This window comes from Aeromonas sp. ASNIH7 (genome assembly GCF_002903485.1).
In the GTDB taxonomy this organism is placed as follows: domain Bacteria; phylum Pseudomonadota; class Gammaproteobacteria; order Enterobacterales; family Aeromonadaceae; genus Aeromonas; species Aeromonas caviae.
The window spans coordinates 427,706-452,278 of sequence record NZ_CP026226.1; the positions used below are offsets into that span (position 1 = coordinate 427,706).

Here is a 24,573-nt window from a genome sequence, read left to right on the forward strand (position 1 = left end):
TTACTGTCACTCTTTCATCTTCAACCCGATGCAAACGGCCCCGAGTCAATATCCATTGAGCGTTACCAGTTGCGAACCCGCAACATGCCTTCCGTCAACTCGTTAAAGCCAGTGATGGAGGGAACCAGTTGACTCAACACGCGGTTCCAGCGCGTCACAGGTGCGGTAGTCACATACACAACGTCATAGGGTTGCAACGCAAACTCCGTCCCCATCACCAGCGCAGTGGCATCACTCAAATCAAGTTGATAGATGGCGGCTTTCTGCTGTGACTTGCCTGCCGGGCGCAATACGAAAATACCTGTGGCATTGGCAGCATTCTGGTTCAAGCCCTCGGCACTGCTCAGGGCTTCCGTCAGGCTCATTCCCTCACGACCAATGGTCAGGGTTGAAGCCTTGTTGACTTCCCCCATGACAAACACTTTCTGGGCATCATTACGCGGCACATAGAGCATGTCGCCATCGCGCATCAGCTGGTTGTGAGAGAGGTCGCCATACTGCAAAAGATCCTGCAGCGACAGCGGGTATTCCTTGCCCTGGCGAGTCAGGACCACATGATGCCAATCCGCCGTCGGGCTCAAGCCCCCGGCCAGATTGAAAGCATCGAGCAGGGTCATCGGCACATTGGTGATGGGCTGCGCCCCCGGCTTGGTCACCTCGCCTGAGATATAAACCTTCTGGGAACGGAAAGCCGCAATGCTGACATCGACTTGTGGGCTTTCAATAAACTGAGCCAACCGCTTGGCAATATCCACACGGATTTCAGATACCGTTTTTCCCACCACGGCGACCTTGCCGATATAGGGGTAGAAGATGGAGCCATCTGCGTGTACCCAGTTACCCGCCTCGCTCGCGCTACGGTAGGAGCCGGCAGGAATGGTCAACTCCGGGTGATCCCACACCGTCACATTGAGGATGTCGCCAACCCCGATACGGTACTCATAACTGCTGATCTGGCGATTGAGCTCAGGGTTGGCCTTGCCCACCACCGGCGCCTTGCGCAATTCGCTGACCAGTGCTGGCGTCACCGGGTAGACATCGGCCAGTTGATCAACATCAACTGAACCTGTAGCCACCTCGGTTTTGCCACTGGTGGAAAGATTGGTACCCGGCACCACAGTACATGCACTGAGTAGAGCCACGGCCGACAACAGAGGGATGAGCTGAATCCTTTTCACTACTACACCTTATTAAGCTTGCCATCAGGAACTGAACTAAATAACTGATCCCAATAGTGCTACACCTTCGCTGTGCCATAGCCATTCCCCGGGAAAGGAGACACGGTATCCATGAAGTGTTTCACTCGGGCCAGCAGGTTTGCCATCCCTCTGCATTGATGATTGCGCGTGATGGTTTCATGTAACTTGTGCCATAGCCGTTCTATGTGATTAACCCAAGGGCTGTAAACTGGCTGGAACACCAGGCAGAACTTGGGATTCTTCTTCAACCATCGCTCGGTCTGTTTGCTTTTGTGAATGATGTAGTTATCGAGGATCAACGTGATGGTTTTGGCTCGTCGGTAGTGGTGGCGCAGCTTTTCCAGCATGGCAATAAACAGCGATGAGTTTTTCTTGATCCCGCTGACGTAAAGTACCCTTCCGTTGCCTGCGTGGAGAACGCCTGCCAGATAATGCTTGGCATTCTGCCCCGGTGTGACAACCCGCTTTTGCTGCGCTCTGAACATCCAGTCGGCTCCTAATTTGGGATTGAGGTCTATATCGACTTCATCCTCATAAAACACCGGATTATCGGCATCACAGCGGGCCAGCGCGGCGTCGATATTCGCCATTTTTTCCTGATAGGCTGGGTCTTTTATCCGCAAGGTCGGCACGGGCCTGCGCCAGACAATGCCCATACGAGGTAACCATCGGCGGAGCGTGGAGGCTGCCACATTGAGCCCTGTTAACCGATTGATTTTTATAGCCAATAGTTCAGTACACCAACGGCTGCGCTGATAACCAAAATCTTGCGGAGAAAACTGCATGAGCAGCACCAGTAAGGTGACAATCTTGGCGATAGGTAAGACTGGGGCACGGCCAGCCGGTAAGGCTTCTAGCGCATCTATGCCTTCATCTCGATACCACCGAAGCCAACGACCGATGGTCGAGCGCGCAGCGCCGGTAAGGTGATGAACATCGGTGATCGTGCGTCCTTCATGTAACAGCAAGATGGCCATCAAGCGACGAGCATGTCCTTTATCACGGGTGGCATGGATGATTTTGTGAATGCGGCGCCGTTGTGGTCGTGGCAGAGGTGGTAGGATAGGCATCAACTCAGTCCTTTGGGTGTGGCTTGTTTTGTTTAGCGACTAATCAGATCGCACAAACTGGACTGAGTTCCCTTCCTCCGGTGATCTACTATTCGGAACAGCTATTTAGGGAAAGTGCGAACAAGTATCCCAAGAACAAAAAATGAAAATTTTAGTCATTTAATATCAATGGGTTACCAGTAAATGCTCTCGTGCCATATGACTTATTCGCACCTTCCCTAAGAAAATCGCCATATGATATAATAATTCACACAAAAGTGTGAGAGATATTTCAAAAAGATCGTAAAATAACATTTCATATTTACTCTATCTTCACTGCCGGTATATTAACATGATAATTTCTGCACCCTTGAAAAGAGTAGTGTTCAATAAATCAATCAAATCGCAAATATCGAACAGAACTAAAAGCAAAAATATACATTAAGTCAACCCATAAAATAAGAGCAAATAAAAAATAGCAATAACATTATTGATACGACCAAAAATGCAACTAAATGAAAATCTCAAAAAACATATTTTCTTAAAGTATACATATACTTTTCAATTACCAATCGTTCGTCAAACTTTTTTTCCATGAACTCTCTACCAGCAATTCCCATACTTGCACGGCGCGCTGGTTCCATGACAATAAACTTCTCAAAACAGGCAGCCAATGAGGTGGCATCTTTTATCGGACACAAAAATCCGCTTATACCTGGTAATACAACATCACGACAACCAACATTATCTGTAGTAATTAATGGTTTAGCCATTGCGGCAGCCTCCATTAACGTTCGTGGGACACCCTCGCGATAAAAAGATGGCAATACAACACAGTCAGCATTCGCGATGATAGGTCGAACATCCTTTGTTGTACCAAGATATTCAACTAGCCCCTCACTTTCCCATTCGACAATTTGTTCACGAGCAATAACACTTGGATTAGCAACACCACAGGAGCCAAGTAATTGGAAAATAGCCTGTGGATACTTCTGCCGGAGAATGCGAGCAGCCTCAACATAATCACCGATCCCCTTGTCCCAAAGCATTCTGGCAATTAATAAAAAGCGAACCTTACCATCATTTATTGATATTGACTGGGGTGAAAAATGTGTGATATCAACACCTTCACCATGTAAAAGAATGGCTTTATTTGATTCAATTAGTTTTTTATGTAAAAAAACATGTCGATCGTCTTCATTTAAAAACCATACTTCTTCAGGAAAACGAAACGCTAATTTATATAAACCATGCGCCACCTTTGCAACTAAATTATCATTAACAAATGTATACCCCAAACCTGTAGTAATGGCCAAAGAGGGAATACCAGCCAATTTTGCAGCTAGTGAACCATAGATATTTGGTTTGATGGTGTAATGAATAATAAAGTTAGGCTGAATTTTCTGGTAAAGCTGATAAAGAGTGTAGATTAACTTAACATCTTGTAGAGGGTTAGTCCCTTTGGCTGACATCTGCAGATCTATCACATTACAACCCATCTCTCTCAACTTTTCCGAAAACTCATCAAACGGCGCGATGATAGTTAACTGATACCCCTCTTCAAGCAAGCGAGATAACACACCATTTCTAAAATTAAACATCGACCAAGAGGTATTGGCAACCAAAGCAACTTTTTTATTATTCACCTAAATACCTTAATTTAAAAACAATCATGACGAAAATGTTCTACGAATAATTTGAAACAGCGACTAAATTACATATAAAGCCTTAACCAATTAGCGGCTTGGCTTTTTAATGAATAATGCTCTACTATACGCTGACGGGCTGCACGTCCTTGTTCCTTTACTTGCTCAGCTGATAACGATAAGCAATCGGTCAATGCTCTAGCCAGCTCGGTGCTATTCTTAGGTGGCACCAACACCCCACAGTTGGCAACAACCTCCCTAACTCCACCACAGTCGGTCGCGACAACCAGGCGCTCACAAGCCATAGCTTCTGCGACCACTAACCCAAATCCTTCCCAAGCAGAAGAAAGAACAAAGAGATCGGCAGCACTCATCCATTCATGAACATCATGGCGTAAGCCTAGAAAATAAACACGTTTACACAAGCCAAGCTCAGCAACCATCTTAATTAATTTAGTTTCTTCATCTCCGACACCGATAATCACTAAGTGTGCGAGGCTCCCAGCCTTAATAATATGGTGAAATGCTAACAGTAAATTTGGATAATCTTTAGCTACGTTTAATCGGCCTACTGCTAACAATAGCGGGATTTCTTCGCTAATATTTAATTCGGTCCGTAGTCGAATGCGATGATTAATATCAAATGTAAAACGCTCAGTATCAATACCGTTATGCATCGCCAACATCCTTCCCTTCGCTACAGCACCTTGAGCAAAAAAGGCATCAACGGCCTCTTGGCTTACATTCGTGCTTATATCACATAACTTATCTGTAATACGGTATGCAAGCATACGCCCACGCCCACCTTCGCTAGTACTGTGAGCGGTACAAATCAGTTTTGGTATGCGAACGCTCAATCGCAAAAGTCGGGAAAACAAGTTGGCGTGCACCATATGGCTATGCACCACATCAGGCTTAAATTGCTTGATTAGCTGTCGCGCTTGCCAATAGGCTTTGATAAACCCTATCGGAGTTTTGGCCATATTGAGTTCTGAGACGTCAATCTTGGAAGATAGCGGGCGGTTAACCGTCTCACCGGTCATCGAGATTAACAAGACTTTATGGCCTTTAGCTGTAAATTGGTCTGCCAAGTCGCAAACTTGCCGCTCCGCCCCACCCATGCCAAGGCCGGTGATTATGAGGATGATGTTCATGATTAACTACCTGCATAATAAATAAATTTGACACTGCGACCATCGAATCATTTTCTTTAGCTTTGCTACAAAGCTTTTCTCCCTTTTAATTTGATCTTTATAAAACAAACCAAATCCTTGAGGGTTATTTTTAAGTTCTAATGTAAAATTCTTGCTTAGGCCATCATTCATATACTCACATAGATATATAACTTTTTTAGGGAACACCAAAACTGGTTTTATATCTGTTATTTTATTCCAGACATACAATTCAGGTACGAACTTTTCACTGCTGAATTTAGGAAATTTATTATCGTACAAATATGCTCGCTTAAATACATAAGCAAGATCAGCAAGAAAAAAGTTACCACATTCAGTTGCTGTCATTAGTTTATAATCATCCCCACCCATAACTTCACGACCTAACACCCCGCCTTTTAAATCTGCTTTTCTAAAACAGAATCCTGAAAGCTTGTCGTTGAAGTCATTAGATGCCAAGATGTCCACATCAATTAGTGTAGATATAGCATCCTCAGCCAGAACATCATCACTATCAACAATAAAAATATATTCACCTGAAGAATTCACGACCCCATTATTTATTGCTGTTGGCTTTCCAGAATTATCTTGAAAAAAATATTTTATTTTTATTTTTTCCTCAGCAATAAAACTCTGAACAAGTTTTTCTGTACCATCAAAACTGCCATCATCAACCACTATCCATTCATAAAGATCTTTTTTGTTCTTGATTGATTGATTGCAAATTGAATCATATAACCGTTGCAATGTATAAGCACGATTATAGGTTGGCGTTAGAATAGAAAACTTCATGAGCTCATTACCTTTCTGCGCAAGATTGTCTTTAATACTAATTTAAATCGACTGCCACCGAGGGTAAGACCACTGACGAGACTGATATAGAGTCTTTTCATAAAAGGTGCTGATGAATAATCTAAATAAGTCTTAAAAACACGTGTATTGGTTTTAGAAAATAGGCTTTTATATTCATAAAAAAAATATTCTTTCACTAAGTGATGAGGCGTAGACAATATAAAATCTATTTCATTTCTACATATGCCTTTATTAAAAGACTTCATTCCTGTAACCGCATTAGAATGCTGTCTGTAAAGCATGAGCTTTTTATCTAAGAATGTAACCTTACCGAATGCATGGGCGGCCAGACTCACCAAATCATCATGATGATGAACAGGTCCATCATATTTTTCAATAAATTCAATCATCGCCTGATTAAACAGAATCGAACACCCCTGATAGCCACCGTTAAAAAACAAGAAATCTTTTAAATCAGAAGCATGATTGTTTGATATACTATTATAGTTGATAACGCCAGTATCACTATCAAACGCCAAGCCATCAGCGTAAACAATACTTGGTTCTTTTAATTTAGCCAAGCCAATTTTATCCGCCGCGTTAAGCATTTCTTCTAGTTTACGCTCTAGCCAAATATCATCTTGATCACAAAAAATCGCATACTCAGTATCAACATGCTTTAAAAGCGAAAGAAAATTCTTACCAACCCCCTGCCGAACAATGCCATTGTTAATCAGGATAATTCTTGAGTCAATTGATGTATATTTCTTTATTATGCTAAGCGTATCATCACTGGATCCATCATCATGAATAAGAAGCACCCAGTTTTTATAACTTTGCTGTAAGAGTGATAATATTTGATTCTCTATAAATAAAGCTCCATTATATGTAGCCATCAAAATACTTACACTTGATTTAAGCGCCTCACCCATACACGATACCCCCACAAACAAAATAATATACTTAACACCATCTTCATATTTCCAGAAAAATTTGTTATCAACGTTTCTGCAAAAAATGATGTTACCAAACTAATAACTAACAATGAATAAATCATCAAATAATGATAACCTTTTCTTTCTACAAACTTAAATAAAACGCCCCAAAACACACCATAAAATATGGCACCCAAAAAAACCCCTAACAAACCAAAATCAGAGTAAAAAGGTTGCATTACAGTATATACATTGGTTGGAAAAGGTACATTTACGTAATCCAGAATTGTTTCTTGGGGGGGAGTTCACTAAAGCCAAAGTAATATGATACTGCATAAAAAGTTCTAAAGGTATACTCTCCGAAATATTCCACCCCAATGTGGATAGGATTTTCTAGCAGGCCCAAAGCAACTAGTGGCGAATATATATATATACCTAAAACATCAGCAATACTCATAGAGTCTTGCTCTGACATTCTTGAAAAATGCAATAACATCATTATAAAAATAATAAACAATGAAGAAAAAATAACTTTTTTAACTTCAATCGTCTGTTTAAATAGCCCTATGACAACCATAATCAAAAATGGAGTCATAATTGCAAATTTCCCCGCAGTCCCAATGGCAAAAACAATTTGCCATACAAGCAGTGAAATAGTATTTTTGGATGCACTACCTTCATAGAAGGTGCATATTGAAAATAACGCAGTTAAGATTGGATAAAATAACAATATAAAAAACGGTCGAGGACCGTCATAATCTTCAATAATTAACGACAATCGTAAATTCAATAAAAAATTATTATTCGGCCCCCCCATTCCCACTTCATATACTTCTCTTATGGATATAACTGATACAATGATAACGAACAGCCAGATCTGCGGCCTTTTAATTGGTTTAAAATTTTCAAATTGCCGTTTACCATCAAGATATAGAGAACTATGTCCACTTTTTAGACGCATTAAAAACAAGATGCAATATACAGTAGTGAACCACAACAACATTGCCCATACTGACAATTCAGGAATATCAATAAACCTGTCATATGCGAGCACCCCAATGGATATCGTAAATAGCCAAATAAAGTTGTGAATAAATATAGGAGAGTAAATCTTTGCTCTTAAAAAAACGACAGTAATACACATTGTTACTGACATGAGCAGAAGCAACATTATCATAATACCCATATATATGTGCCCCTAAAATAACGAATTTAAATATCACACCGTCTTACTACTGAAATGATCTTGGAAATAAACAATTTCACTCGAATTTTTTATCGAAATAAAATAATAATAAAAAGTCAATAGCCATTCTAAGGCTCCAGCATACAGCAACACCCAGAATACCAAACGTTTTTATTCCGTAGAATAATGCGGCTAGATAAGGTAATACCTCTATCATATGAATAATGGCTGTTAGGTTAGAATAGCCTTTAGCTTGCAAGCTAGAAAAATTAATTAATGCAAGCGAATTGAAAAAAAAACCGACCAATAGTATCTGTAAAACCATTGGGGATAATTCTGTAAAACCACTACCAAGCCATATAGTTAACCATTTTTCAGCCCACACGCCAACAACGATACAAAGACTAAATACCGACATCGCCATGATACAAAAAGATTTATATTTGATCTCCTTCCTTTCTTTTTGATTGCAAGATACCAATCTAGGAAATATTACTCTAGACAAAGCACCAGGTGCCATACTCAAACGAGAAATCAGTTCTGATGGTGCAGTGTAGGAGGCTATATGTGAAGCGCCTAATATATTAGAGGATAAAAACCTGTCAAAATAATTCATCACTGGGCTAATAATATTACTTAATGTAATCCAGCCTCCAAATACTATCAGCCTCTTTAACACGACAAGATCTAAGTTTAAATTCATATTGAAAATTATTTTTCGTGAAGCATAAGCTGCTAATAAAATAACTAAAAAACGGCCTATAAGCAAACCATAAATAGCACTTAATAGTGTTGGATCAAAAAACACTAATAACGCAGGCATTCCCCCCTGAACACTACCTGTAAATGTCTTTTGTAGGTTTAACTCAGCAAAACGCTCCTCACCTTCTAAAATAGCCAACCAAATTTGTCCAACCAAAAAAATTGGAATCATAACAGCCAATAATTCCATTGAGTTTTGTAAGTCAGCAGAATAGTTTGTAGATACATTTAGCCAGATTGGCCATTTTTCATTCAGACTCAATGTAACTAGCATTCCAACGCTTCCTAAAATAGTTACCACAATCGTTGATGTGGTAACTATTTTTAATTTTTCATTAAAATTATCACGATAGAACGAAACCTCTCTAATTACAGCCCGAGTCAAACCAGCATCAAATATACTAGCGTAACCAAACAATGCCAATGACAGCGTGAATATACCAAACAACTCAAAACCTAACACTCTACTTAAATAACCGAGAGCAGGAAATGTTATTATTGTTGGGAAAACGTATCCAGAAAAATTCCAAGCGGTATTACGCAATATGCTCATGAAAATAACTCTGTTTCAAGTACATCTGCAAGGCTAACGGCCTCTTGATCTTTATTAGATAGAATCACCCCACCTTCAATCTGCCACTTAATCCCCGCTTGCTGATCATCCCAACGGATAGAACCTTCACTCTGCGGCGCATAGTAGTTGGTTGTCTTATACAAAAATTCAGCTGTATCACTTAATGTAAGGAATCCATGAGCAAAACCTTCCGGGATCCACAACTGCCGCTTGTTTTCACCTGACAAGTGAACCCCAACCCATTGCCCGAAGGTTGGTGAGCTTTTGCGGATATCTACCGCCACATCGAACACTTCACCCGCTACACAACGCACCAGCTTGCCTTGGGCATGGGGTGGCAATTGATAGTGCAAACCACGCAACACTCCTTTCGACGATTTGGAGTGATTATCCTGCACAAAACTCACAGGATATCCTACTGCCTCTTCAAACAACTTGTGGTTGAAGCTCTCAAAGAAAAATCCACGCTCATCACCAAATACTTTTGGCTCAAAAATAAGCACGTCAGGAATTGCTGTTTTGATTACGTTCATCTGTTTACCCACATTTGATCCAGTTTTTATGGGGGAACAACATTCCTCCCCCCATATCACATCAGGCGTTAGCAACCATTCTTAACAAATATTGGCCATATGCATTTTTCGCCAGCGGCGCTGCAAGCTCACGTATCTGGTCAGCACTGATAAACTTTTGGCGATAGGCGATCTCTTCAGGACACGCCACCTTCAATCCCTGGCGCGTCTCGATAGTCTGAATAAAGTTGCTCGCTTCTATCATGCTTTCATGGGTACCGGTATCCAGCCAGGCATAGCCACGCCCCATCATCGCCACCGACAGATTGCCTTGCTCCAGGTAGATACGGTTCACATCGGTGATTTCCAGCTCACCACGCGGTGACGGCTTCAGGCGCTTGGCAATCTCAACAACGCTGTTGTCGTAGAAATAGAGGCCGGTGACCGCATAGTTGCTCTTGGGCTCCAACGGCTTCTCTTCCAGCGAGATAGCGGTACCCTCTTTATCAAATTCCACCACCCCATAACGCTCGGGGTCATGCACATGGTAGGCAAAGACGGTAGCACCACTCTCTTTGGCCGCTGCCGCCGCCAACTGTTTCTGCAGGTCGTGGCCATAGAAGATGTTGTCCCCCAGCACCAGCGCACAGGGGTCTGACCCGATAAACTCTTCACCCAGAATAAAGGCTTGTGCCAACCCGTCCGGACTTGGCTGCACCTTGTACTGCAAATTCAGGCCCCACTGACTGCCGTCACCCAGCAATTGCTCAAAACGGGGGGTATCTTGCGGCGTGCTGATGATCAGAATATCGCGAATGCCCGCCAGCATCAGGGTGCTGAGCGGGTAGTAGATCATCGGCTTGTCATAGATAGGCAACAGTTGCTTGCTCACCGCCATGGTCACCGGATAGAGACGGGTGCCTGAGCCACCGGCCAGAATGATGCCTTTACGTTTGGTCATGATGCTTGTTTCTTATTTTTAAATTGCAAAAGAAAAAGGTGGCTTGCAGCTACACCTTTTACGTTTTATCTCTTGCCAGCCAGGGATGCACTCAACACATCCCTGACCAGGGATTTACTTGCTGAGGATCTCGGTCAACATCCGCTCCACGCCGACGGTCCAGTCCGGCAGTACCAGATCAAAGGTGCGCTGGAATTTGTCGGTATCAAGGCGGGAGTTATGGGGGCGTTTGGCAGGGGTCGGGAAGGCGCTGGTCGGCACTGCATTGAGTTGCGTGACCGCCAGATCAACGCCAGCCTCTCTGGCTTTGGCAAACACCAATTGGGCGTAGTCAAACCAGGTGGTGGTACCGGAGGCAATCAGATGGTACAGCCCGGCAACCTCGGGTCTGCTCTGCGCCACGCGGATCGCATGGGCGGTGCAATCGGCCAGTAACTCGGCACCGGTCGGGGCGCCGAACTGGTCATTGATGACCGACATCTCGCTACGCTCTTTGCCAAAGCGCAGCATTGTCTTGGCAAAGTTGGCTCCACGGGCGGCGTAGACCCAGCTGGTGCGGAAGATCAGGTGACGAGCGCAGAGAGCCGCCCCCTGTTCCCCTGCCAACTTGGTTTCACCGTAGACGTTGAGCGGTGCAGTTGCATCGGTTTCCACCCAGGGACGCTCACCGCTGCCATCGAACACATAGTCGGTGGAGTAATGCACCAGCCAGGCACCCAATGCTTCCGCTTCTTTGGCGATCGCCGCCACACTGGTCGCGTTGAGCAGCTCGGCAAATTCCCGCTCACTCTCCGCCTTGTCGACTGCGGTGTGGGCTGCGGCGTTGACAATCACGTCCGGCTTGACCAGACGTACCGTGTCGGCCACCCCTGCCGGGTTGCTGAAATCGCCACAATAATCGGTGGAGTCAAAATCAACGGCAGTGATGCGGCCCAGCGGTGCGAGTGCACGCTGCAGCTCCCAACCGACCTGACCGTTTTTGCCAAACAGCAAAATATGCATCAGGCACGCTCCCCGTAATTCTGCTCAATCCAGGATTGGTAGGCACCGCTCTTGACGTTGTTGACCCACTGTTCGTTATCCAGATACCACTGCACAGTTTTGCGAATGCCAGATTCGAAAGTTTCTTGCGGCTGCCATGCGAGCTCACTGCTCATCTTGCTGGCATCGATGGCATAACGGCGATCATGGCCAGGGCGATCCGCCACATAGGTGATTTGCTCACGATAAGAGCCCGCCTTCGGCACCATCTCGTCCAGCAGATCGCAGATGGTGTGTACCACCTCCAGATTCTGCTTCTCGTTATGACCGCCGATGTTGTAGGTCTCCCCGACCAAGCCCGTGGTCACCACCTTGTAGAGCGCGCGCGCGTGATCTTCCACATAAAGCCAGTCACGGATCTGGTCACCCATGCCGTATACCGGTAGCGGCTTGCCATCCAGCGCATTGAGGATCACCAGCGGGATCAGCTTCTCGGGGAAGTGATATGGGCCGTAGTTGTTGGAGCAGTTGGTGACGATAGTGGGCAGACCGTAAGTGCGGCGCCAAGCGCGTACCAGATGGTCGCTGGAAGCCTTGGAGGCGGAATAGGGGCTGCTGGGGGCGTAGGGAGTGGTTTCGGTAAAGAGCGGCAATGGCTCACCGGCAGCCACTTCATCCGGATGGGGCAGATCACCATACACCTCGTCGGTGGAGATATGGTGGAAACGGAAGGCCGCCTTGCGCACCTCATCCAGACCGTTCCAGTAAGCGCGAGCCGCTTCCAGCAACATATAGGTGCCGACGATATTGGTCTCGATAAAATCAGCCGGCCCTGTGATGGAGCGATCAACATGGCTCTCGGCGGCCAGGTGCATCACGGCATCCGGCTGGTGCAGGGCAAACACCCGATCCAGCTCGGCACGGTTGCAGATATCCACCTGCTCAAACGCATAACGCTCGCTTGACGATACATCGGCTAGGGATTCCAGATTGCCGGCATAGGTGAGTTTATCGAGATTGATAACGGCATCCTGAGTATCACGGATGATATGGCGCACGACGGCAGAGCCGATAAAACCAGCGCCACCGGTAACGAGAATTTTCATCTTAATATAATGCCTTATATTTATCTGCCCATGCCGAATAGCACAGTCTTGACTGTCAGTAGCAGGATTTTGATATCCAACATTAGGCTTTGATGCTTGATATAGAAGATATCGTATTTATGCTTCCACACGGCATCTTCAATAGATGCCCCATAGGGGTATTTGACCTGGGCCAAGCCGGTAATACCGGGCTTGACCGCATGACGGAAGCGATAGTACGGGATAACGGCTTCCAGCTCTTTGATAAATACTTCCCGCTCGGGTCTTGGACCAACCAGAGACATTTCCCCTTTAAAGACGTTGATCAGTTGCGGTAGTTCATCAATACGGGTCTTGCGAATGAAACGGCCAACACGAGTGACTCGGGCGTCGTTCTTACTTGCCCATTGAGCACCATTTTTTTCGGCATCGTTTCGCATGGAGCGGAATTTGATTACGTCGAATTCCTGGTTGAACAGGCCAACCCGTGCTTGACGATAAAAGATGGGACCAGGTGATTCCAATTTGATAGCCAGTGCAGCAAGCAAGCCAATGGGAATGGCAACCAGACTGAGCGCAATGGCAGAGACCAGATCCAGCGCACGCTTGACAATGCGATTGGATGGACGGGAGAGGATGGAGAAAGATTTCATGTGCAGGAAGTAGCCGCTGTGCAGCAACTCCACTTCGGTGCGGCCGAAACGACGGTCCAGATAACTGACCAGCGGTTCAACGTAGGCGCCATATTTGGTGGCCAGGACCAGCATTGCGGCGTAAGTATTCACCGGAACAGTATTGACACAGGAAAAATGAGACGATCGTCTCTTGATCCCACTTTCCTGCTTGCTTGATCCTGCTCCTTAGATACGCTCCCCCCATGAGCAAAAACACCATGCATTCCGCGGGAATGCCCACCACTCTGGAGCAGGCCAACGAGCTGATTTATAAGCTCCTCGACCGCATCGCCGAGCTGGAGGACCGCCTCAATCAGCACAGCGGCAACTCCTCCAAGCCGCCTTCCAGCGACGGCCCCGGTGCACCGCCGCCGGCCCGCAAGCGTCCGGCGTCCGGCAAGCAACGGGGGGCGCAGCCCGGTCACAAGGGACATCGCCGCGAGCGGCATCCGCTTGATGCCCGCCTGACCCTGGTCCCGCATTACCCTGCCGCCGATTGCGCTTGCTGTGGCGGGGACATGGTGGCCCATGCCAAACCCTATCAGGTTCATCAGGTGTTCGAGCTGCCCGAGGTGAGCTATCTCGTCACCGAACACCAACTGTATCGTGCGACCTGCTCACGGTGTATCGGCACGACCCAGGCCGCACTGCCAGACAACGTCAGCAGCAGCCAGATGGGGGCCAATCTGCTCAGCTACATCGCGCTGCAAAGCGGCCAGTTTCACCAGAGCGTCAGCCAGATACAGCAGCAGCTCAAACAGCATTTCGGCCTGAGTTTTAGCCGGGGCGCCATCAGTGAGGCGCAGGGGCGGGTGAGTGCCATGCTCACCCCGACCTACCAGGCCATCAAGCAGCAGGTGCAGACGGCCACCCACGTTCATGCCGATGAGACCCGGCATCAGCGGGGTGGAGAGCGCCGCTGGATGTGGCTGGCGCTGAGCAAGATAGCCGTCTGCTTCATGACGGCCTATGGCCGTGGTCAGGAGGCGGCCAAGCGGCTGCTGGGCGCCGAGTTTGACGGGGTGCTGGTGACCGACCAGTACGCCGGCTACCGGTTTATCGACGCCGACCAGCGGCAACTGTGCTGGGCCCACGTGGCCCGCAATCTCGTGGCCATCGCCGAGAGTAGCGAGCAGTGCAACCAGCCCATCGGTGCCCGGTTGGTCTTGCTGGCGGATGCGGTGTTTCGTACCCGGCACCGTTGGGAAAGCGGTGCGTTGAGCAAGCAGAAATACCTGCGCAGGCTCGCGCGTTACCGGCAAAGCTGGCGAAGCCAGTTGGAGCGCGGCGCCCTGTTGTGCAGCAAACGCTACCGTGGACGATGCCAGTTGCTGCTGCGGGATGACGAGATGCTGTGGCGGTTTATGACTGACGACGAAATAGCGCTGACCAACAACGAGGCGGAGCGGGCGCTGCGTGGCTATGTGCTCTGGCGCAAGGGTAGCTACGGCGTGTGGTCTCACCGGGGCGAGCTGTTTCGCCAGCGCATCCTGTCGTTGGTGGAGACCGGCAAGCGATTGGGCCGCTGCCCACAGGAGTGGTTGAGGGCCGTGGTCAGGGCGTGCATCGAGAAGACAGATTATCCCATCCCGGCAGAACTGATGCCGTCAACCCCGTCCTGGTGAATAGATACTTGCGGCCAGTTCATCGGGAAGGTCACCACTCTTGTAATGCACAAGGGTTTTGCCTTTTAGCTGGGACATGTCCGTCACATTGAAATGCAACGTGAACGGATAATCGACTAGCACTCGCTCAATAAGAGCCTTGTCACTATCACTACAATACACATAAAGCTCATCACTTTTCATGTGAACTCGCTTCAGCTCACCTATGAGATGACCAATATCTTGTGAGTGAATCTTCTCTGTCAATTTTTCATTCGCTGCGTTCCATAATGCAGCACTGCTGTTGATTTTATTATCCATTTCCCTTTACTCTCTAATTTTAATATTCCGGAAGGCAAATATTTTAATTATTGTGTATGCCTACCAAGTAACCTCATGTGAGCAGTTATTTCGTTATTGCACGTGTTCCGCGAATTCAACTTCGAAGTGCGACACTCGCCTATGCCGCCTGACGGTACTCTTCGAATACCTTGACAGGCTGCCTGAATCCGAGACATTTCCGAGGGGCGTTGTTGATCAAATCCGTCGCTGGATGGCCGTTCCCCAACCCGTTGATACCACTCAATTCACTGGCTGGCGAACAGGCATACCAAGCCCTATCAGCTTGTTCATCACCTTCACGCCAGCCAGGATTTCGCCCACCTGGGCGTTGTAGTTCCGCAGGCTCAGCGTTGGCCCGATGAGTTGCTTGAACCGGTACATGGCGGTCTCGGCTATCGAGCGCTGGTGATAGCCGGAGTCTTTCTTCCATTGCTTCAGTTCACCGGCCTTGAGCGCCGTCACCGCCTCGTTGCGGGGATGGCCTTCCTCCCACGGTGCCGCATTTTTTCTCGGCGGTATGGTGGCTTTCGCCCCCTTCTTCTTCAGTAGCGCATGACAGGCCTTGGTGTCATACGCACCATCGGCGCTGACCTGTTTTATCTTGCGTCGTAAGGGGTTGAGCAACGTCGGTAACACCTCGTTATCCGCCACCGTCTCCAGGCTGACTTCGGCAGCGATGACCGCATGGGTTGTGGCATCCACCGCCAAGTGGAGCTTGCGCCACACTCGTCGCTTCTCCTTGCCGTGTTTGCGAATTTTCCATTCGCCTTCGCCATAGACCTTGAGGCCGGTTGCATCAATGACCAAGTGAGCCACCGGGCCTTGGCTGGGGAGGCGGTACTTGATGTCGACGGTCTTGGCGCGCTTGCTGATACAGCTATAGTCCGGCGACTGCAAAGGCACCGCCATCAGTTGGAACAACGAGTTAATGAAGCCTTCTAGCGCCCGCAGCGGCAACTTGAACAAGCCTTTTAGCATCAGGGCCGTCTCAATGGCGGTGTCACTGTAGTGGAAACCTCTCCCTCGGCGGCCATGGTGGACCAGGCAATGCCACTGCTTAATGGCTTGTTCGTCCATCCAGATGGTCAACGAACCGCGTTGCACCAAGGCTTGGTTGTACTGCTGCCAGTTGCTGATCTTGTGCTTGGACTTGCCCATCTGATGCTCTCGGAGACTGCGCTACAGGATCAGATCACCGAGATGACAGATAGTTCCCCGATTTGAGCAACAAGGCCTTTCCGAGGTCGTAGGTTGAGCCACTGCTCCGCTCTCCTGACATCCTCGTCCGTGACCTCTCTCAGGTCTGTTCCCTTTGGGATAAACTGCCTCAACAGCCCATTGCTGTTCTCGTTCAGACCGCGCTCCCACGAAGAGTAAGGGTGCGCAAAGTAAGTCTCGGCACCCAGCGCTTCCTCTATCGCCTTGTGTTCGGCAAACTCGCCGCCGTTGTCAAAGGTGATAGTATGCACCTGCTCGATGTAGGGCGTTAACATCTCGATTATCGCATCCCGCACCACCCCAGCCTGTTTGCTCGCGACCCGCTTGACCAGATAGAGCCGGCTCTTGCGCTCCACCAGGGTGACCAGTGCACCTGTGCCTTGCTTGCCCAGCACCGTGTCCGCCTCCCAATCACCGAGCCGCTCCCGGCTATCGACGATAGCCGGCCGTTCATCAATAGAGCGGGCTTCCTTGATGGGAGAACGCAGGCTGCTCGCCCCCTTGCGGTAGCGCTTGTGGCCCTGGCGCAGATGGCGGTACAACTGGCCACCCCGGGCTTTGTCGGCGGCCACATGGCGGTATATCCACTCGTGACTCACCATGAGGCCTATCTGCTTGCCCACCGTGCTTATCTGCTCCGGGCTCCACCACCAGGCGAGTGTCAGCTCGACAAACTGGATGACATCGGCAGATAGCCGAGATTTGGCCGCACTGGCCCGTCGGTGGGTGGCGTGCTGATGCGCATTGTCTGGCTGGTAGCCCTGCGGCCCGGCGTTACGACGCAGCTCCCGGTAGAGGGTGGAGCGATGAACGCCAATGGCGCGTGCGGTGGCAAGGATGGACATCCCCTGTGCGCGAAGCACCGATAACTGGTATCGTTGCCCCTCGGTCAACTGCTGATAGCTCATGGTGATACTGCTTTTACTTTGGCGAGCATAAGGGTACCACCAATCAGCAGTTGGCCACCTCTCGCCATTCATCCATGAGTGTCGCACTTATTATCTGAATTCCCGTTCTAAGTATCTGAATGATAATAATGTATTGCAAAAAAACACTTTTTGTGCCTTCATTCAAATATATGTGTCAAACATGTGCCTAACCTAAAGCGGCTCTGACAATCTACCGCCGCTCAAGTGCCAGACTAGTCGGCTATAAAAACAATATTGTCATTAAAGGATGGCGCAGAGCATTGAAAAAAGTTAGCTACCGCCCCTGAGTTACAGCTCCCAGTTCGCTCGCAGTCTATATATTGTTTAGTTTGCCAAAGATTTATGACCGTTCTGATCCTGCACACCTTTGCAAACAAGACAGCGAGACGCTAGTTATGCTTACTTTATGGTTATAACCATGATCATGTTGAGCCTATTAAGCGCAAGAAGATACAAGATTAATTTTGAATCGGCGGGGCGATTTTACCTATGCTTTGCTCAAAAGGGTAGTCAATCTGGTCTAATCAGTTTCCGATCGCTCAAAAAACAACCAGAAATTAAATTGAAAAGATGTCTGATGAGGCGCGTAATAATAGAACATCATTGATTTTCAATATAAAAATCGATGTTGTGTGTAGGAAGTGGGACCACATTGTCTGTTGGCAGATCACGTTGTTTAGCAAGCCAGACCAGGTCACAGATACCGTCTGTTGGTTCGAACGCAGCAGGAGCGTGCATCAGAATGTCGCGTACTTTCTGTTGATCAAAGTGGTGACAGGCGTCATCCAGCGAGGCCAGCAAGGGACGCAGCCTTGACCAGGGGAGCCAGCATTCTTGCGCCACCATGATCCTGGGATGTTCTGTACCTCTAGCATCATCCCCAATCAACAATTCCTCATAGAGTTTTTCACCTGGCCGCAACCCCGTCACCTCAATAGCAATGTCGCCATCGGGCCGAAGTTCATCGCGAAGCGTCAGACCGCTAAGACGGATCATACGTTTTGCAAGCTCCATGATCCGGACTGGCTGCCCCATATCGAGCACAAAAACATCGCCCCCCTCCCCCATCGCGCCCGCCTGGATAACCAACTGGGCCGCCTCCGGTATTGTCATGAAGTAGCGTATGATATCGGGATGAGTCAGAGTAATAGGCCCACCTTTGTCTATCTGTTGTCTGAACAGTGGCACCACTGAGCCGGAAGATCCGAGCACATTACCAAAGCGCACCATACAAAAACGGGTTTTGTGCTTTTCACGAGTCAAGGCTTGCAGGATGAGCTCGGCCAAGCGCTTGCTGGCCCCCATGGTGTTGGTTGGGCGTACCGCTTTGTCAGTGGATATCAGTACAAAGGTTTCAACTTCCGCTTCAATGGCTGCTTGAGCAGCATAAAGAGTGCCAAATACATTATTGCGCACCCCTTCTATGATATTGAACTCGACCAAGGGCACATGCTTGTAAGCGGCAGTATGGTAGATAGTCTGGATCCGAAAGCTCTGCATCACCGTCTTGAGGCGGTGCTGGCGCTGCACCGAGCCCAGTAACGGAGCCAGCTCAGTTGCAATTCCCTCACGTTCGCACTGTTCACGCAAGTTTTTGTGTAAGACATAGAGGGCGTATTCAGACAGTTCGAACAGAACCAAGGTGGATGGCCGGCACCGCAAGATCTGGCGACAGAGCTCCGATCCAATGGAGCCCCCAGCCCCCGTCACCATGACCGCTTTGCCTGTGATGTTGGCTTCCATCAATGTCGTGACCGGCTCTACCGGGTCTCTACCCAACAGATCGTCGATGGAGACTTCATTAAGCTGATCAATACGGGCAGAGCCATTGACCAGATCGGCCATACCCGGGATAGACAGCACTTCACAAGAGAGAGGCTCAAGTGCATTGATCACTTCCTGGCGACGAGCCCTGGTGCTGCTTGGCATGGCTAACAGGATCTTCTTCACCCCATGGTGATCAATCAGCGTAGGGAGCTGAGCACTGTTGTACACGGTACATCCCTGAATAACGCATCCTTGTTTGGCAGGATCATCATCCACAAAGGCAACTGGGTAAAACTCATTACCTTGCAACAAAGCCACTTGCAACTGCCGCCCCGAGGAACCCGCACCGTAGATCAGAACCTGTGTACGCGCCAAACGAGTAGTATTCAGCAGAGCCCGAAAGAACAACCGCACACCACCGACCATCAACACCAAAAATGAGAGATAGATGACCGATACGGTTCTGGGCAGGAAGATATCGAAGTAAAACGCAGAGATAACAAAAAAGCTCGTTGAAACAAATGCACCTAATGAGATTGTCCAGAGCACTCGAAAGCTAACATATCGCAAGATTGCACGATACAAACCCAGCCGAACAAAGACACTAATGCTTAGGACAATAATCGCACACAAAAGGGCCCAATGATGGGGGCTTGCGATTGGCCAGCTATGTTCAAGCCTGATCCAATATGCCCCCCAATATGCCATGGTAATCAATAACGTATCTACTGCGACAGATATTGCTCGCTTGCTGGCTCGTGACAAGGAACCAAGGCAGGTAAGTAACCAGCTACCCCCCGGCAAAAAATCTGTGCTCATTCAGGTACTCCTGCCTTTAGGTAAAATGCGAGATAAGTTAGCGGTAAGTAGGCAATAATCAGACCCAACACGCCATCGAGCCCCCCCCAACAATCATGGCAGCAATCGGTGCAAGCCATAGGACATTTATCAAGAGCACCATCAGTGTCACGTTACGATGACTTTTCCAGTGCCTTGCAGCATATTGAAATGCGTGAGTTCTATGAGCTTCACTCAGGCGGCATTTGAGACGATAGCGATTCAGTAAAGTCCAGGTAGCATCAACGACAAAGACTCCGAGCATGACAAGCCACGCCCAGAGGAATTGGGGGGCGAAACTTGCATCAAGCAACATCAGGGATGAGAGCATCATACCAAGGAAGCCACTGCCCCCATCTCCCATGAAGATCTTGGCCGGTGGAAAATTCCAGCACAAAAAGCCCGCAACAGAAGCCCCCAGCAACAGGGTCAAACTCGCAAACGGCCACTCACCTCCAAAAAGGTAATGCAGTAACGCCATGACGATACAGACAGTCACGGCCTCACCGGCAGCTAGGCCATCGATGCCATCCATGAAGTTGTAAAGATTGATAAACCAGATCACACCTAACCATGCCAGCGCATAACCAAACCAGGCAAGATTTAGCTGCCACCCAAAGAAGGTCAGCTCTGGCAATCCATCAACAGCTAATACAACCAATGCAGCAGAAAGACTCTGGACAATTAAACGAGTTTTTGGCTCAAGAGACAGGTGATCATCGATAAAACCAACTAGTGCGATGCCCAGTGCTGCAATCCATATCAATAGCAAGCTTCCATAAGATACCCCATACAAATCCGACACCTGGCTCACGACGAGAAAAGGAGAAGCCAACAGAAATGTAGCGACAATCGCCATGCCTCCGCCTCTCGGCGTAGGGATATAATGTGAGCTGCGATGATTGGGTTGGTCAAGAAGACGGCTCTGACCATAGCGCTTAAGTAAGCCTGTCATGATAATGGAGAAAAACAAACATAAAACTAGAAGTAACGGAAATGTCAGCATCACAAACTACTCATATTTGGAAGATGCCATCAGGGATAAAGCCTGAGAAAACGTATAAGGAGCCGACCATTGTAGCTGCCTCTGAGCCTTGCCCGTATCCATTTCTAGAGATCCATAAATCCGCTGCAATTTGGCATCAATCCCAAAGCAACGGCCAATCCCTCTTACCAGAATTGATGGAATATAAAACAGTCGAGAAGGGACACCTTCAGCATCAGCAATAGCAATCAGCATTTCAGATGTCGAAACAGGAACTGGATCTGCGACCAAAAAAATCTGATTCACGGTAGCAGGATGATCTATCGCACGAGCAATGAAATCGCATAAATTGGGTAATGCCAATAAACTCCGTGCATTTTTCAAACGGGCAAAGGGGAGTGGAAAACCGGTATGCACCATCTTTAACATGCTGGCAAAATTAGCCTTCACACCCTTACCATAAATAAGAGGAGGCCGGATAATGGTGACAGCCATACCACACTTCTTAGCAAGTGCCATCAGCCCTTGCTCTGCATCATATTTTGAGCGGCCATAAGGGTCTTGTGGTGGATTCTGGACATGTTCATCAAACGGCTTACCGGGCTCAGTCTGCTCACCATTTACTTTAATCGAGCTAATAAATATGAAGCGCTTAACACCAGCATCTGCGGCCTGGTTTGCGAGATTTAATGTGCCAATTGTGTTTACCGCTCGAAACGCTGTTAGAGGATCGGCTTCCTTATCAGACATCACATGCACCCTGGCGGCACAGTGAATGACAACATCCACCTGTTGTAATTGGGTTGTCCAGTTTGCATCTGCTGTCAAAGAGGGAGCGTTGATGTGATACGAAGCAAGCGGGTGACTTCGCACCGCACCTTTCACATTCACACCCAGACTCAGCAGGTGTTCACAGACCGCCTTGCCAACAAATCCGTTGGCGCCTGTTACCAAGACTGTACTTTTGATATCTGACATTACCACCAACGCCAACCGTGAATATTGAAGAAAGTCACCATAGAGCGCCCAAACATCCAGATATGCCGCCAACCTTTGCGCGATGCATGACCACCATGATGAACAACCTTCACCTGAGGGACATAGGCAATCCGGCTGACCCTCCCTGCACGTAAACTGATGTCAAAATCTTCAAAATAGAGAAAAAAGCGAGGGTCAAACCCTTCGAGCTGCTGCAATACATCTGTGCGAAACAGCATAAAACAACCACTGACAATGGGTGGGTCCCACAGCACATCATGATTGTTGAGCTGATCTGCCATCTCATATTTCGCCAAGCGCGTCTGAAATAACCTCTTCACAAAAGCAGGAGCAAAACCACGCAGCAATAAATCAAAGACAGTTGGATAACCTTTGCAAAGCCGTTGTACCTCACCATCTGCCCATGTCGCGAAAGGCGTCAATAATCCGCACTCCGGATGTCTCTCCATAAACTCTAGTGCGTTTTTGAGAGCATCTGGTGCAACTTCCAGATCGGGATTTAGGATCAGATGATACTTAGTGTCACTTAGTAAAGCTCGGTTATGGCCAGCTCCGAAACCAGGATTCAGTGGGTCATTAATTAGCTTGCTGCCACAGCCAAAACACTGAAATACACTGTCAGATTGAACCATAGAATCCGGGAAGGGAGAATGGTCAATGAGCGTCAACACGGTATTTATTTCAACGTCATTATCAGAAATAAAATCAACTGCACCTTTAAGCTTATTCAGCGTCAGGGATAACATCGACATATTAGCATTGTAAGTTACGATGCTAATTGAAACGTCAAGTTTTATCACATCATATCCTCTAAGGAATACGTACAACTCTCATAAAATCACCATATAGCTAGATAACTTTTATGGCTTGGCGATCACAACCACACCATCAAAATTTGTTCTAGTAAATGTAGACAAACAAGATTCAAAAGCATTTATTACGTCATCATGTGAATGGTGAGCATATAAAACAACATTATTATTATTGATATAAGAGCATGTTTTATCTACGTCACTGATACTAGAGAGCATATCGACACTGACATGCCCCGATGCATAGTTTTCAAGATAGTATCGATAGTATGCTTCGTTGGGGCTCCAGGTTGCATATATTTTATAATCTTTACCACTATATTTTTCCGATATAAGTTTTGCTGCCTCTTTATATTGTTCGTCAGCATACACGCTCGCTTGAGTTCCTGCTGCGGGAGAAATAAACACGATTATTGACGCTATCGCCAAAACAAAAAATCTGTTTTTAGACAACGATAATGTTAAGTTAAGCATAAGATAGACACACCAAGGAATAATGAATATGAAGTGTCTAGGATGAAGTATTCCTGATTTTTTACAAACAAAAGCTAACACACATACTGAAACAGCAATACATATAGAAACTTGAGTTTCAGAGGTTTTTCGTTTACAGAAAAAATACACAGATGACAAAGCGACCAATATGGAGCTTACACCAAAGTAACCATAAATTATATGCAACATTGATTGCAGTGCTTGTAGATATGATATTTGGGACCACGCGACTCCGCCACTCGCGGTAAAAAGCAGGCTGTGATATGAGAGGAATATCCAACTAAAAACAAATGGAACTGGTATTAGGGGAAGTACATAGCGCCTTTGCTTGAGATCGCTATAAGCAATAAAGATATATACAGCACCAATAAAAACAGCCATATAGTAATGTGTCAAAAATGAGATAGTAGCAAGAGTATAAAAGGTAAGGCGCCACATAGACTCATTACGACCAGCTTCTTTTATCTTATTGAAAGCTAAAAGACATAATAAAGATAACATCAAGAAAAATGTATAACTTCTAGCTTGTGTGGCATAACTCTGGGTCACAGGGTGCCACAGCACAACTAATGTAGTTATGGAAATCAAAGTTCCGAGCGGATAATTTTTACGCCGCCAGCAAGACACAAATATGGTAATAGACGTGAGTGCAATGAGGAAAATATTAAAACCACGTAGGGAGATCTCACTATCACCAAATAAAGACGCCCATCCCTTTAAGGAAAGGTCATACATAGGTGGGTGCTGCTCTCCTGCTTTGACAGTCAAAAAACTATCATTCATTTTAATCTGCATGACTGTTTTTCTTTCAAATTGACTATCTAAAATAGGATGGTAACGGACTACGGCCGCAGTAAACAATTCGTCAGACCAGAAACCTCTCTCATTAATGGTCGGAATTATTTTCCAGATCGCACAGAATGCTATTATAAAATAAAAGGAAAGCTCAATTACCTTCTCAAAACTTGAACAACGTTTCATTATTTACTTTATCCAATTTGAGTTATCAATTTTCTTTGCTTTATTACTCAAGATAGCTCAAGAATAAGTTTGTTAT

At 47.1% G+C, this 24,573-nt stretch carries 21 protein-coding genes and 1 pseudogene; 1 reads left to right on the plus strand and 21 read right to left on the minus strand.

Going from position 1 to position 24,573, the window contains the following annotated elements:
* Positions 1 to 62 precede the first annotated feature (62 nt).
* From C2U47_RS01895 to C2U47_RS01960, 13 genes and pseudogenes are all read right to left on the minus strand, one after another.
* On the minus strand, positions 63 to 1,178 hold the full coding sequence (locus tag C2U47_RS01895) for a polysaccharide export protein (RefSeq protein ID WP_080770008.1): 1,116 nt from the start codon (positions 1,176 to 1,178) through the stop codon (positions 63 to 65).
* A 59-nt stretch (positions 1,179 to 1,237) separates the two neighbouring features.
* On the minus strand, positions 1,238 to 2,269 hold the full coding sequence (locus tag C2U47_RS01900; protein ID WP_001809438.1) for an IS630-like element ISAhy2 family transposase: 1,032 nt from the start codon (positions 2,267 to 2,269) through the stop codon (positions 1,238 to 1,240).
* Between the two features lie 503 nt (positions 2,270 to 2,772).
* Positions 2,773 to 3,894, minus strand: coding sequence for a glycosyltransferase family 4 protein (locus tag C2U47_RS01905; RefSeq protein ID WP_103261384.1), 1,122 nt, complete (start codon positions 3,892 to 3,894; stop codon positions 2,773 to 2,775).
* Between the two features lie 68 nt (positions 3,895 to 3,962).
* The gene (locus C2U47_RS01910; RefSeq protein WP_103261385.1) at positions 3,963 to 5,048 is read right to left on the minus strand and encodes a glycosyltransferase; all 1,086 of its coding nucleotides are present in this window, start codon (positions 5,046 to 5,048) and stop codon (positions 3,963 to 3,965) included.
* A gap of 6 nt (positions 5,049 to 5,054) precedes the next feature.
* The gene (locus C2U47_RS01915; RefSeq protein WP_103261386.1) at positions 5,055 to 5,858 is read right to left on the minus strand and encodes a glycosyltransferase family A protein; all 804 of its coding nucleotides are present in this window, start codon (positions 5,856 to 5,858) and stop codon (positions 5,055 to 5,057) included.
* Positions 5,855 to 6,790, minus strand: coding sequence for a glycosyltransferase family 2 protein (locus C2U47_RS01920; RefSeq protein WP_103261387.1), 936 nt, complete (start codon positions 6,788 to 6,790; stop codon positions 5,855 to 5,857). Before C2U47_RS01920 ends, C2U47_RS01915 begins: the two co-directional genes overlap by 4 nt.
* Positions 6,763 to 7,979 (minus strand): annotated as a pseudogene (locus tag C2U47_RS01930) (O-antigen polymerase). Before C2U47_RS01930 ends, C2U47_RS01920 begins: the two are co-directional and overlap by 28 nt.
* Positions 7,980 to 8,055: 76 nt before the next feature.
* Positions 8,056 to 9,294: a flippase gene (locus C2U47_RS01935; RefSeq protein WP_103261390.1), complete on the minus strand. Its 1,239-nt coding sequence runs from the start codon at positions 9,292 to 9,294 to the stop codon at positions 8,056 to 8,058.
* On the minus strand, positions 9,291 to 9,848 hold the full coding sequence (rfbC, locus tag C2U47_RS01940) for a dTDP-4-dehydrorhamnose 3,5-epimerase (protein WP_103261933.1): 558 nt from the start codon (positions 9,846 to 9,848) through the stop codon (positions 9,291 to 9,293). Before rfbC ends, C2U47_RS01935 begins: the two co-directional genes overlap by 4 nt.
* 61 nt (positions 9,849 to 9,909) lie before the next feature.
* Positions 9,910 to 10,788, minus strand: coding sequence for a glucose-1-phosphate thymidylyltransferase RfbA (gene rfbA / locus C2U47_RS01945; RefSeq protein ID WP_042877769.1), 879 nt, complete (start codon positions 10,786 to 10,788; stop codon positions 9,910 to 9,912).
* A 114-nt stretch (positions 10,789 to 10,902) separates the two neighbouring features.
* Positions 10,903 to 11,790, minus strand: a complete 888-nt coding sequence (gene rfbD / locus C2U47_RS01950) for a dTDP-4-dehydrorhamnose reductase (protein ID WP_039041244.1) — start codon at positions 11,788 to 11,790, stop codon at positions 10,903 to 10,905.
* Positions 11,790 to 12,875: a dTDP-glucose 4,6-dehydratase gene (gene rfbB, locus C2U47_RS01955; RefSeq protein ID WP_103261391.1), complete on the minus strand. Its 1,086-nt coding sequence runs from the start codon at positions 12,873 to 12,875 to the stop codon at positions 11,790 to 11,792. The genes rfbD and rfbB overlap by 1 nt, the downstream gene beginning before the upstream one ends.
* Before the next feature lie 20 nt (positions 12,876 to 12,895).
* Positions 12,896 to 13,639, minus strand: coding sequence for an exopolysaccharide biosynthesis polyprenyl glycosylphosphotransferase (locus C2U47_RS01960; RefSeq protein ID WP_233735854.1), 744 nt, complete (start codon positions 13,637 to 13,639; stop codon positions 12,896 to 12,898).
* A gap of 92 nt (positions 13,640 to 13,731) precedes the next feature.
* Between C2U47_RS01960 and C2U47_RS01965 the strand changes: the two genes are divergently transcribed.
* Positions 13,732 to 15,153: an IS66-like element ISKpn15 family transposase gene (locus C2U47_RS01965; RefSeq protein ID WP_032495448.1), complete on the plus strand. Its 1,422-nt coding sequence runs from the start codon at positions 13,732 to 13,734 to the stop codon at positions 15,151 to 15,153.
* On the opposite strand, the gene C2U47_RS01970 is transcribed toward C2U47_RS01965, so the two are convergent.
* The 8 genes from C2U47_RS01970 to C2U47_RS02005 form a co-directional block, all read right to left on the minus strand.
* Positions 15,136 to 15,453, minus strand: coding sequence for a hypothetical protein (locus C2U47_RS01970; protein WP_103261392.1), 318 nt, complete (start codon positions 15,451 to 15,453; stop codon positions 15,136 to 15,138). The genes C2U47_RS01965 and C2U47_RS01970 overlap by 18 nt on opposite strands.
* Positions 15,454 to 15,714: 261 nt before the next feature.
* Positions 15,715 to 16,632 (minus strand): IS5 family transposase, encoded by a 918-nt coding sequence (locus C2U47_RS01975; RefSeq protein WP_103261393.1) that lies wholly within the window; start codon positions 16,630 to 16,632, stop codon positions 15,715 to 15,717.
* A 29-nt stretch (positions 16,633 to 16,661) separates the two neighbouring features.
* A complete protein-coding gene (locus C2U47_RS01980; RefSeq protein ID WP_103261394.1) occupies positions 16,662 to 17,600 on the minus strand; it encodes an IS30 family transposase in 939 nt (312 codons plus the stop codon).
* 621 nt (positions 17,601 to 18,221) lie between these two features.
* Positions 18,222 to 20,207 carry a polysaccharide biosynthesis protein gene (locus C2U47_RS01985; RefSeq protein WP_103261395.1) on the minus strand — a complete coding sequence of 662 codons (1,986 nt, stop codon included), beginning with the start codon at positions 20,205 to 20,207 and terminating at the stop codon, positions 18,222 to 18,224.
* 58 nt (positions 20,208 to 20,265) lie between these two features.
* A complete protein-coding gene (locus C2U47_RS01990; RefSeq protein ID WP_233735855.1) occupies positions 20,266 to 21,084 on the minus strand; it encodes an MraY family glycosyltransferase in 819 nt (272 codons plus the stop codon).
* A 153-nt stretch (positions 21,085 to 21,237) separates the two neighbouring features.
* Positions 21,238 to 22,188: a UDP-glucose 4-epimerase family protein gene (locus tag C2U47_RS01995; RefSeq protein WP_103261396.1), complete on the minus strand. Its 951-nt coding sequence runs from the start codon at positions 22,186 to 22,188 to the stop codon at positions 21,238 to 21,240.
* The gene (locus C2U47_RS02000; protein ID WP_042877765.1) at positions 22,188 to 23,009 is read right to left on the minus strand and encodes a glycosyltransferase; all 822 of its coding nucleotides are present in this window, start codon (positions 23,007 to 23,009) and stop codon (positions 22,188 to 22,190) included. The genes C2U47_RS01995 and C2U47_RS02000 overlap by 1 nt, the downstream gene beginning before the upstream one ends.
* Positions 23,010 to 23,069: 60 nt before the next feature.
* Positions 23,070 to 24,497 carry a glycosyltransferase family 39 protein gene (locus C2U47_RS02005; RefSeq protein ID WP_103261397.1) on the minus strand — a complete coding sequence of 476 codons (1,428 nt, stop codon included), beginning with the start codon at positions 24,495 to 24,497 and terminating at the stop codon, positions 23,070 to 23,072.
* Between the last annotated feature and the right edge of the window lie 76 nt (positions 24,498 to 24,573).

What these genes read in the sequence shown, in the direction of transcription:
- C2U47_RS01900 (WP_001809438.1), bottom strand. Translation starts at nt 2,269, where the DNA reads ATGCCTATCCTACCACCTCTGCCACGACCACAACGGCGCCGCATTCAC.
- C2U47_RS01910 (WP_103261385.1), bottom strand. Translation starts at nt 5,048, where the DNA reads ATGAACATCATCCTCATAATCACCGGCCTTGGCATGGGTGGGGCGGAG.
- C2U47_RS01915 (WP_103261386.1), bottom strand. Translation starts at nt 5,858, where the DNA reads ATGAAGTTTTCTATTCTAACGCCAACCTATAATCGTGCTTATACATTG.
- C2U47_RS01920 (WP_103261387.1), bottom strand. Translation starts at nt 6,790, where the DNA reads ATGGGTGAGGCGCTTAAATCAAGTGTAAGTATTTTGATGGCTACATAT.
- C2U47_RS01935 (WP_103261390.1), bottom strand. Translation starts at nt 9,294, where the DNA reads ATGAGCATATTGCGTAATACCGCTTGGAATTTTTCTGGATACGTTTTC.
- rfbC (WP_103261933.1), bottom strand. Translation starts at nt 9,848, where the DNA reads ATGAACGTAATCAAAACAGCAATTCCTGACGTGCTTATTTTTGAGCCA.
- rfbA (WP_042877769.1), bottom strand. Translation starts at nt 10,788, where the DNA reads ATGACCAAACGTAAAGGCATCATTCTGGCCGGTGGCTCAGGCACCCGT.
- rfbD (WP_039041244.1), bottom strand. Translation starts at nt 11,790, where the DNA reads ATGCATATTTTGCTGTTTGGCAAAAACGGTCAGGTCGGTTGGGAGCTG.
- rfbB (WP_103261391.1), bottom strand. Translation starts at nt 12,875, where the DNA reads ATGAAAATTCTCGTTACCGGTGGCGCTGGTTTTATCGGCTCTGCCGTC.
- C2U47_RS01965 (WP_032495448.1), top strand. Translation starts at nt 13,732, where the DNA reads ATGAGCAAAAACACCATGCATTCCGCGGGAATGCCCACCACTCTGGAG.
- C2U47_RS01970 (WP_103261392.1), bottom strand. Translation starts at nt 15,453, where the DNA reads ATGGATAATAAAATCAACAGCAGTGCTGCATTATGGAACGCAGCGAAT.
- C2U47_RS01975 (WP_103261393.1), bottom strand. Translation starts at nt 16,632, where the DNA reads ATGGGCAAGTCCAAGCACAAGATCAGCAACTGGCAGCAGTACAACCAA.
- C2U47_RS01980 (WP_103261394.1), bottom strand. Translation starts at nt 17,600, where the DNA reads ATGAGCTATCAGCAGTTGACCGAGGGGCAACGATACCAGTTATCGGTG.
- C2U47_RS01985 (WP_103261395.1), bottom strand. Translation starts at nt 20,207, where the DNA reads ATGAGCACAGATTTTTTGCCGGGGGGTAGCTGGTTACTTACCTGCCTT.
- C2U47_RS01990 (WP_233735855.1), bottom strand. Translation starts at nt 21,084, where the DNA reads ATGGCGATTGTCGCTACATTTCTGTTGGCTTCTCCTTTTCTCGTCGTG.
- C2U47_RS01995 (WP_103261396.1), bottom strand. Translation starts at nt 22,188, where the DNA reads ATGTCAGATATCAAAAGTACAGTCTTGGTAACAGGCGCCAACGGATTT.
- C2U47_RS02005 (WP_103261397.1), bottom strand. Translation starts at nt 24,497, where the DNA reads ATGAAACGTTGTTCAAGTTTTGAGAAGGTAATTGAGCTTTCCTTTTAT.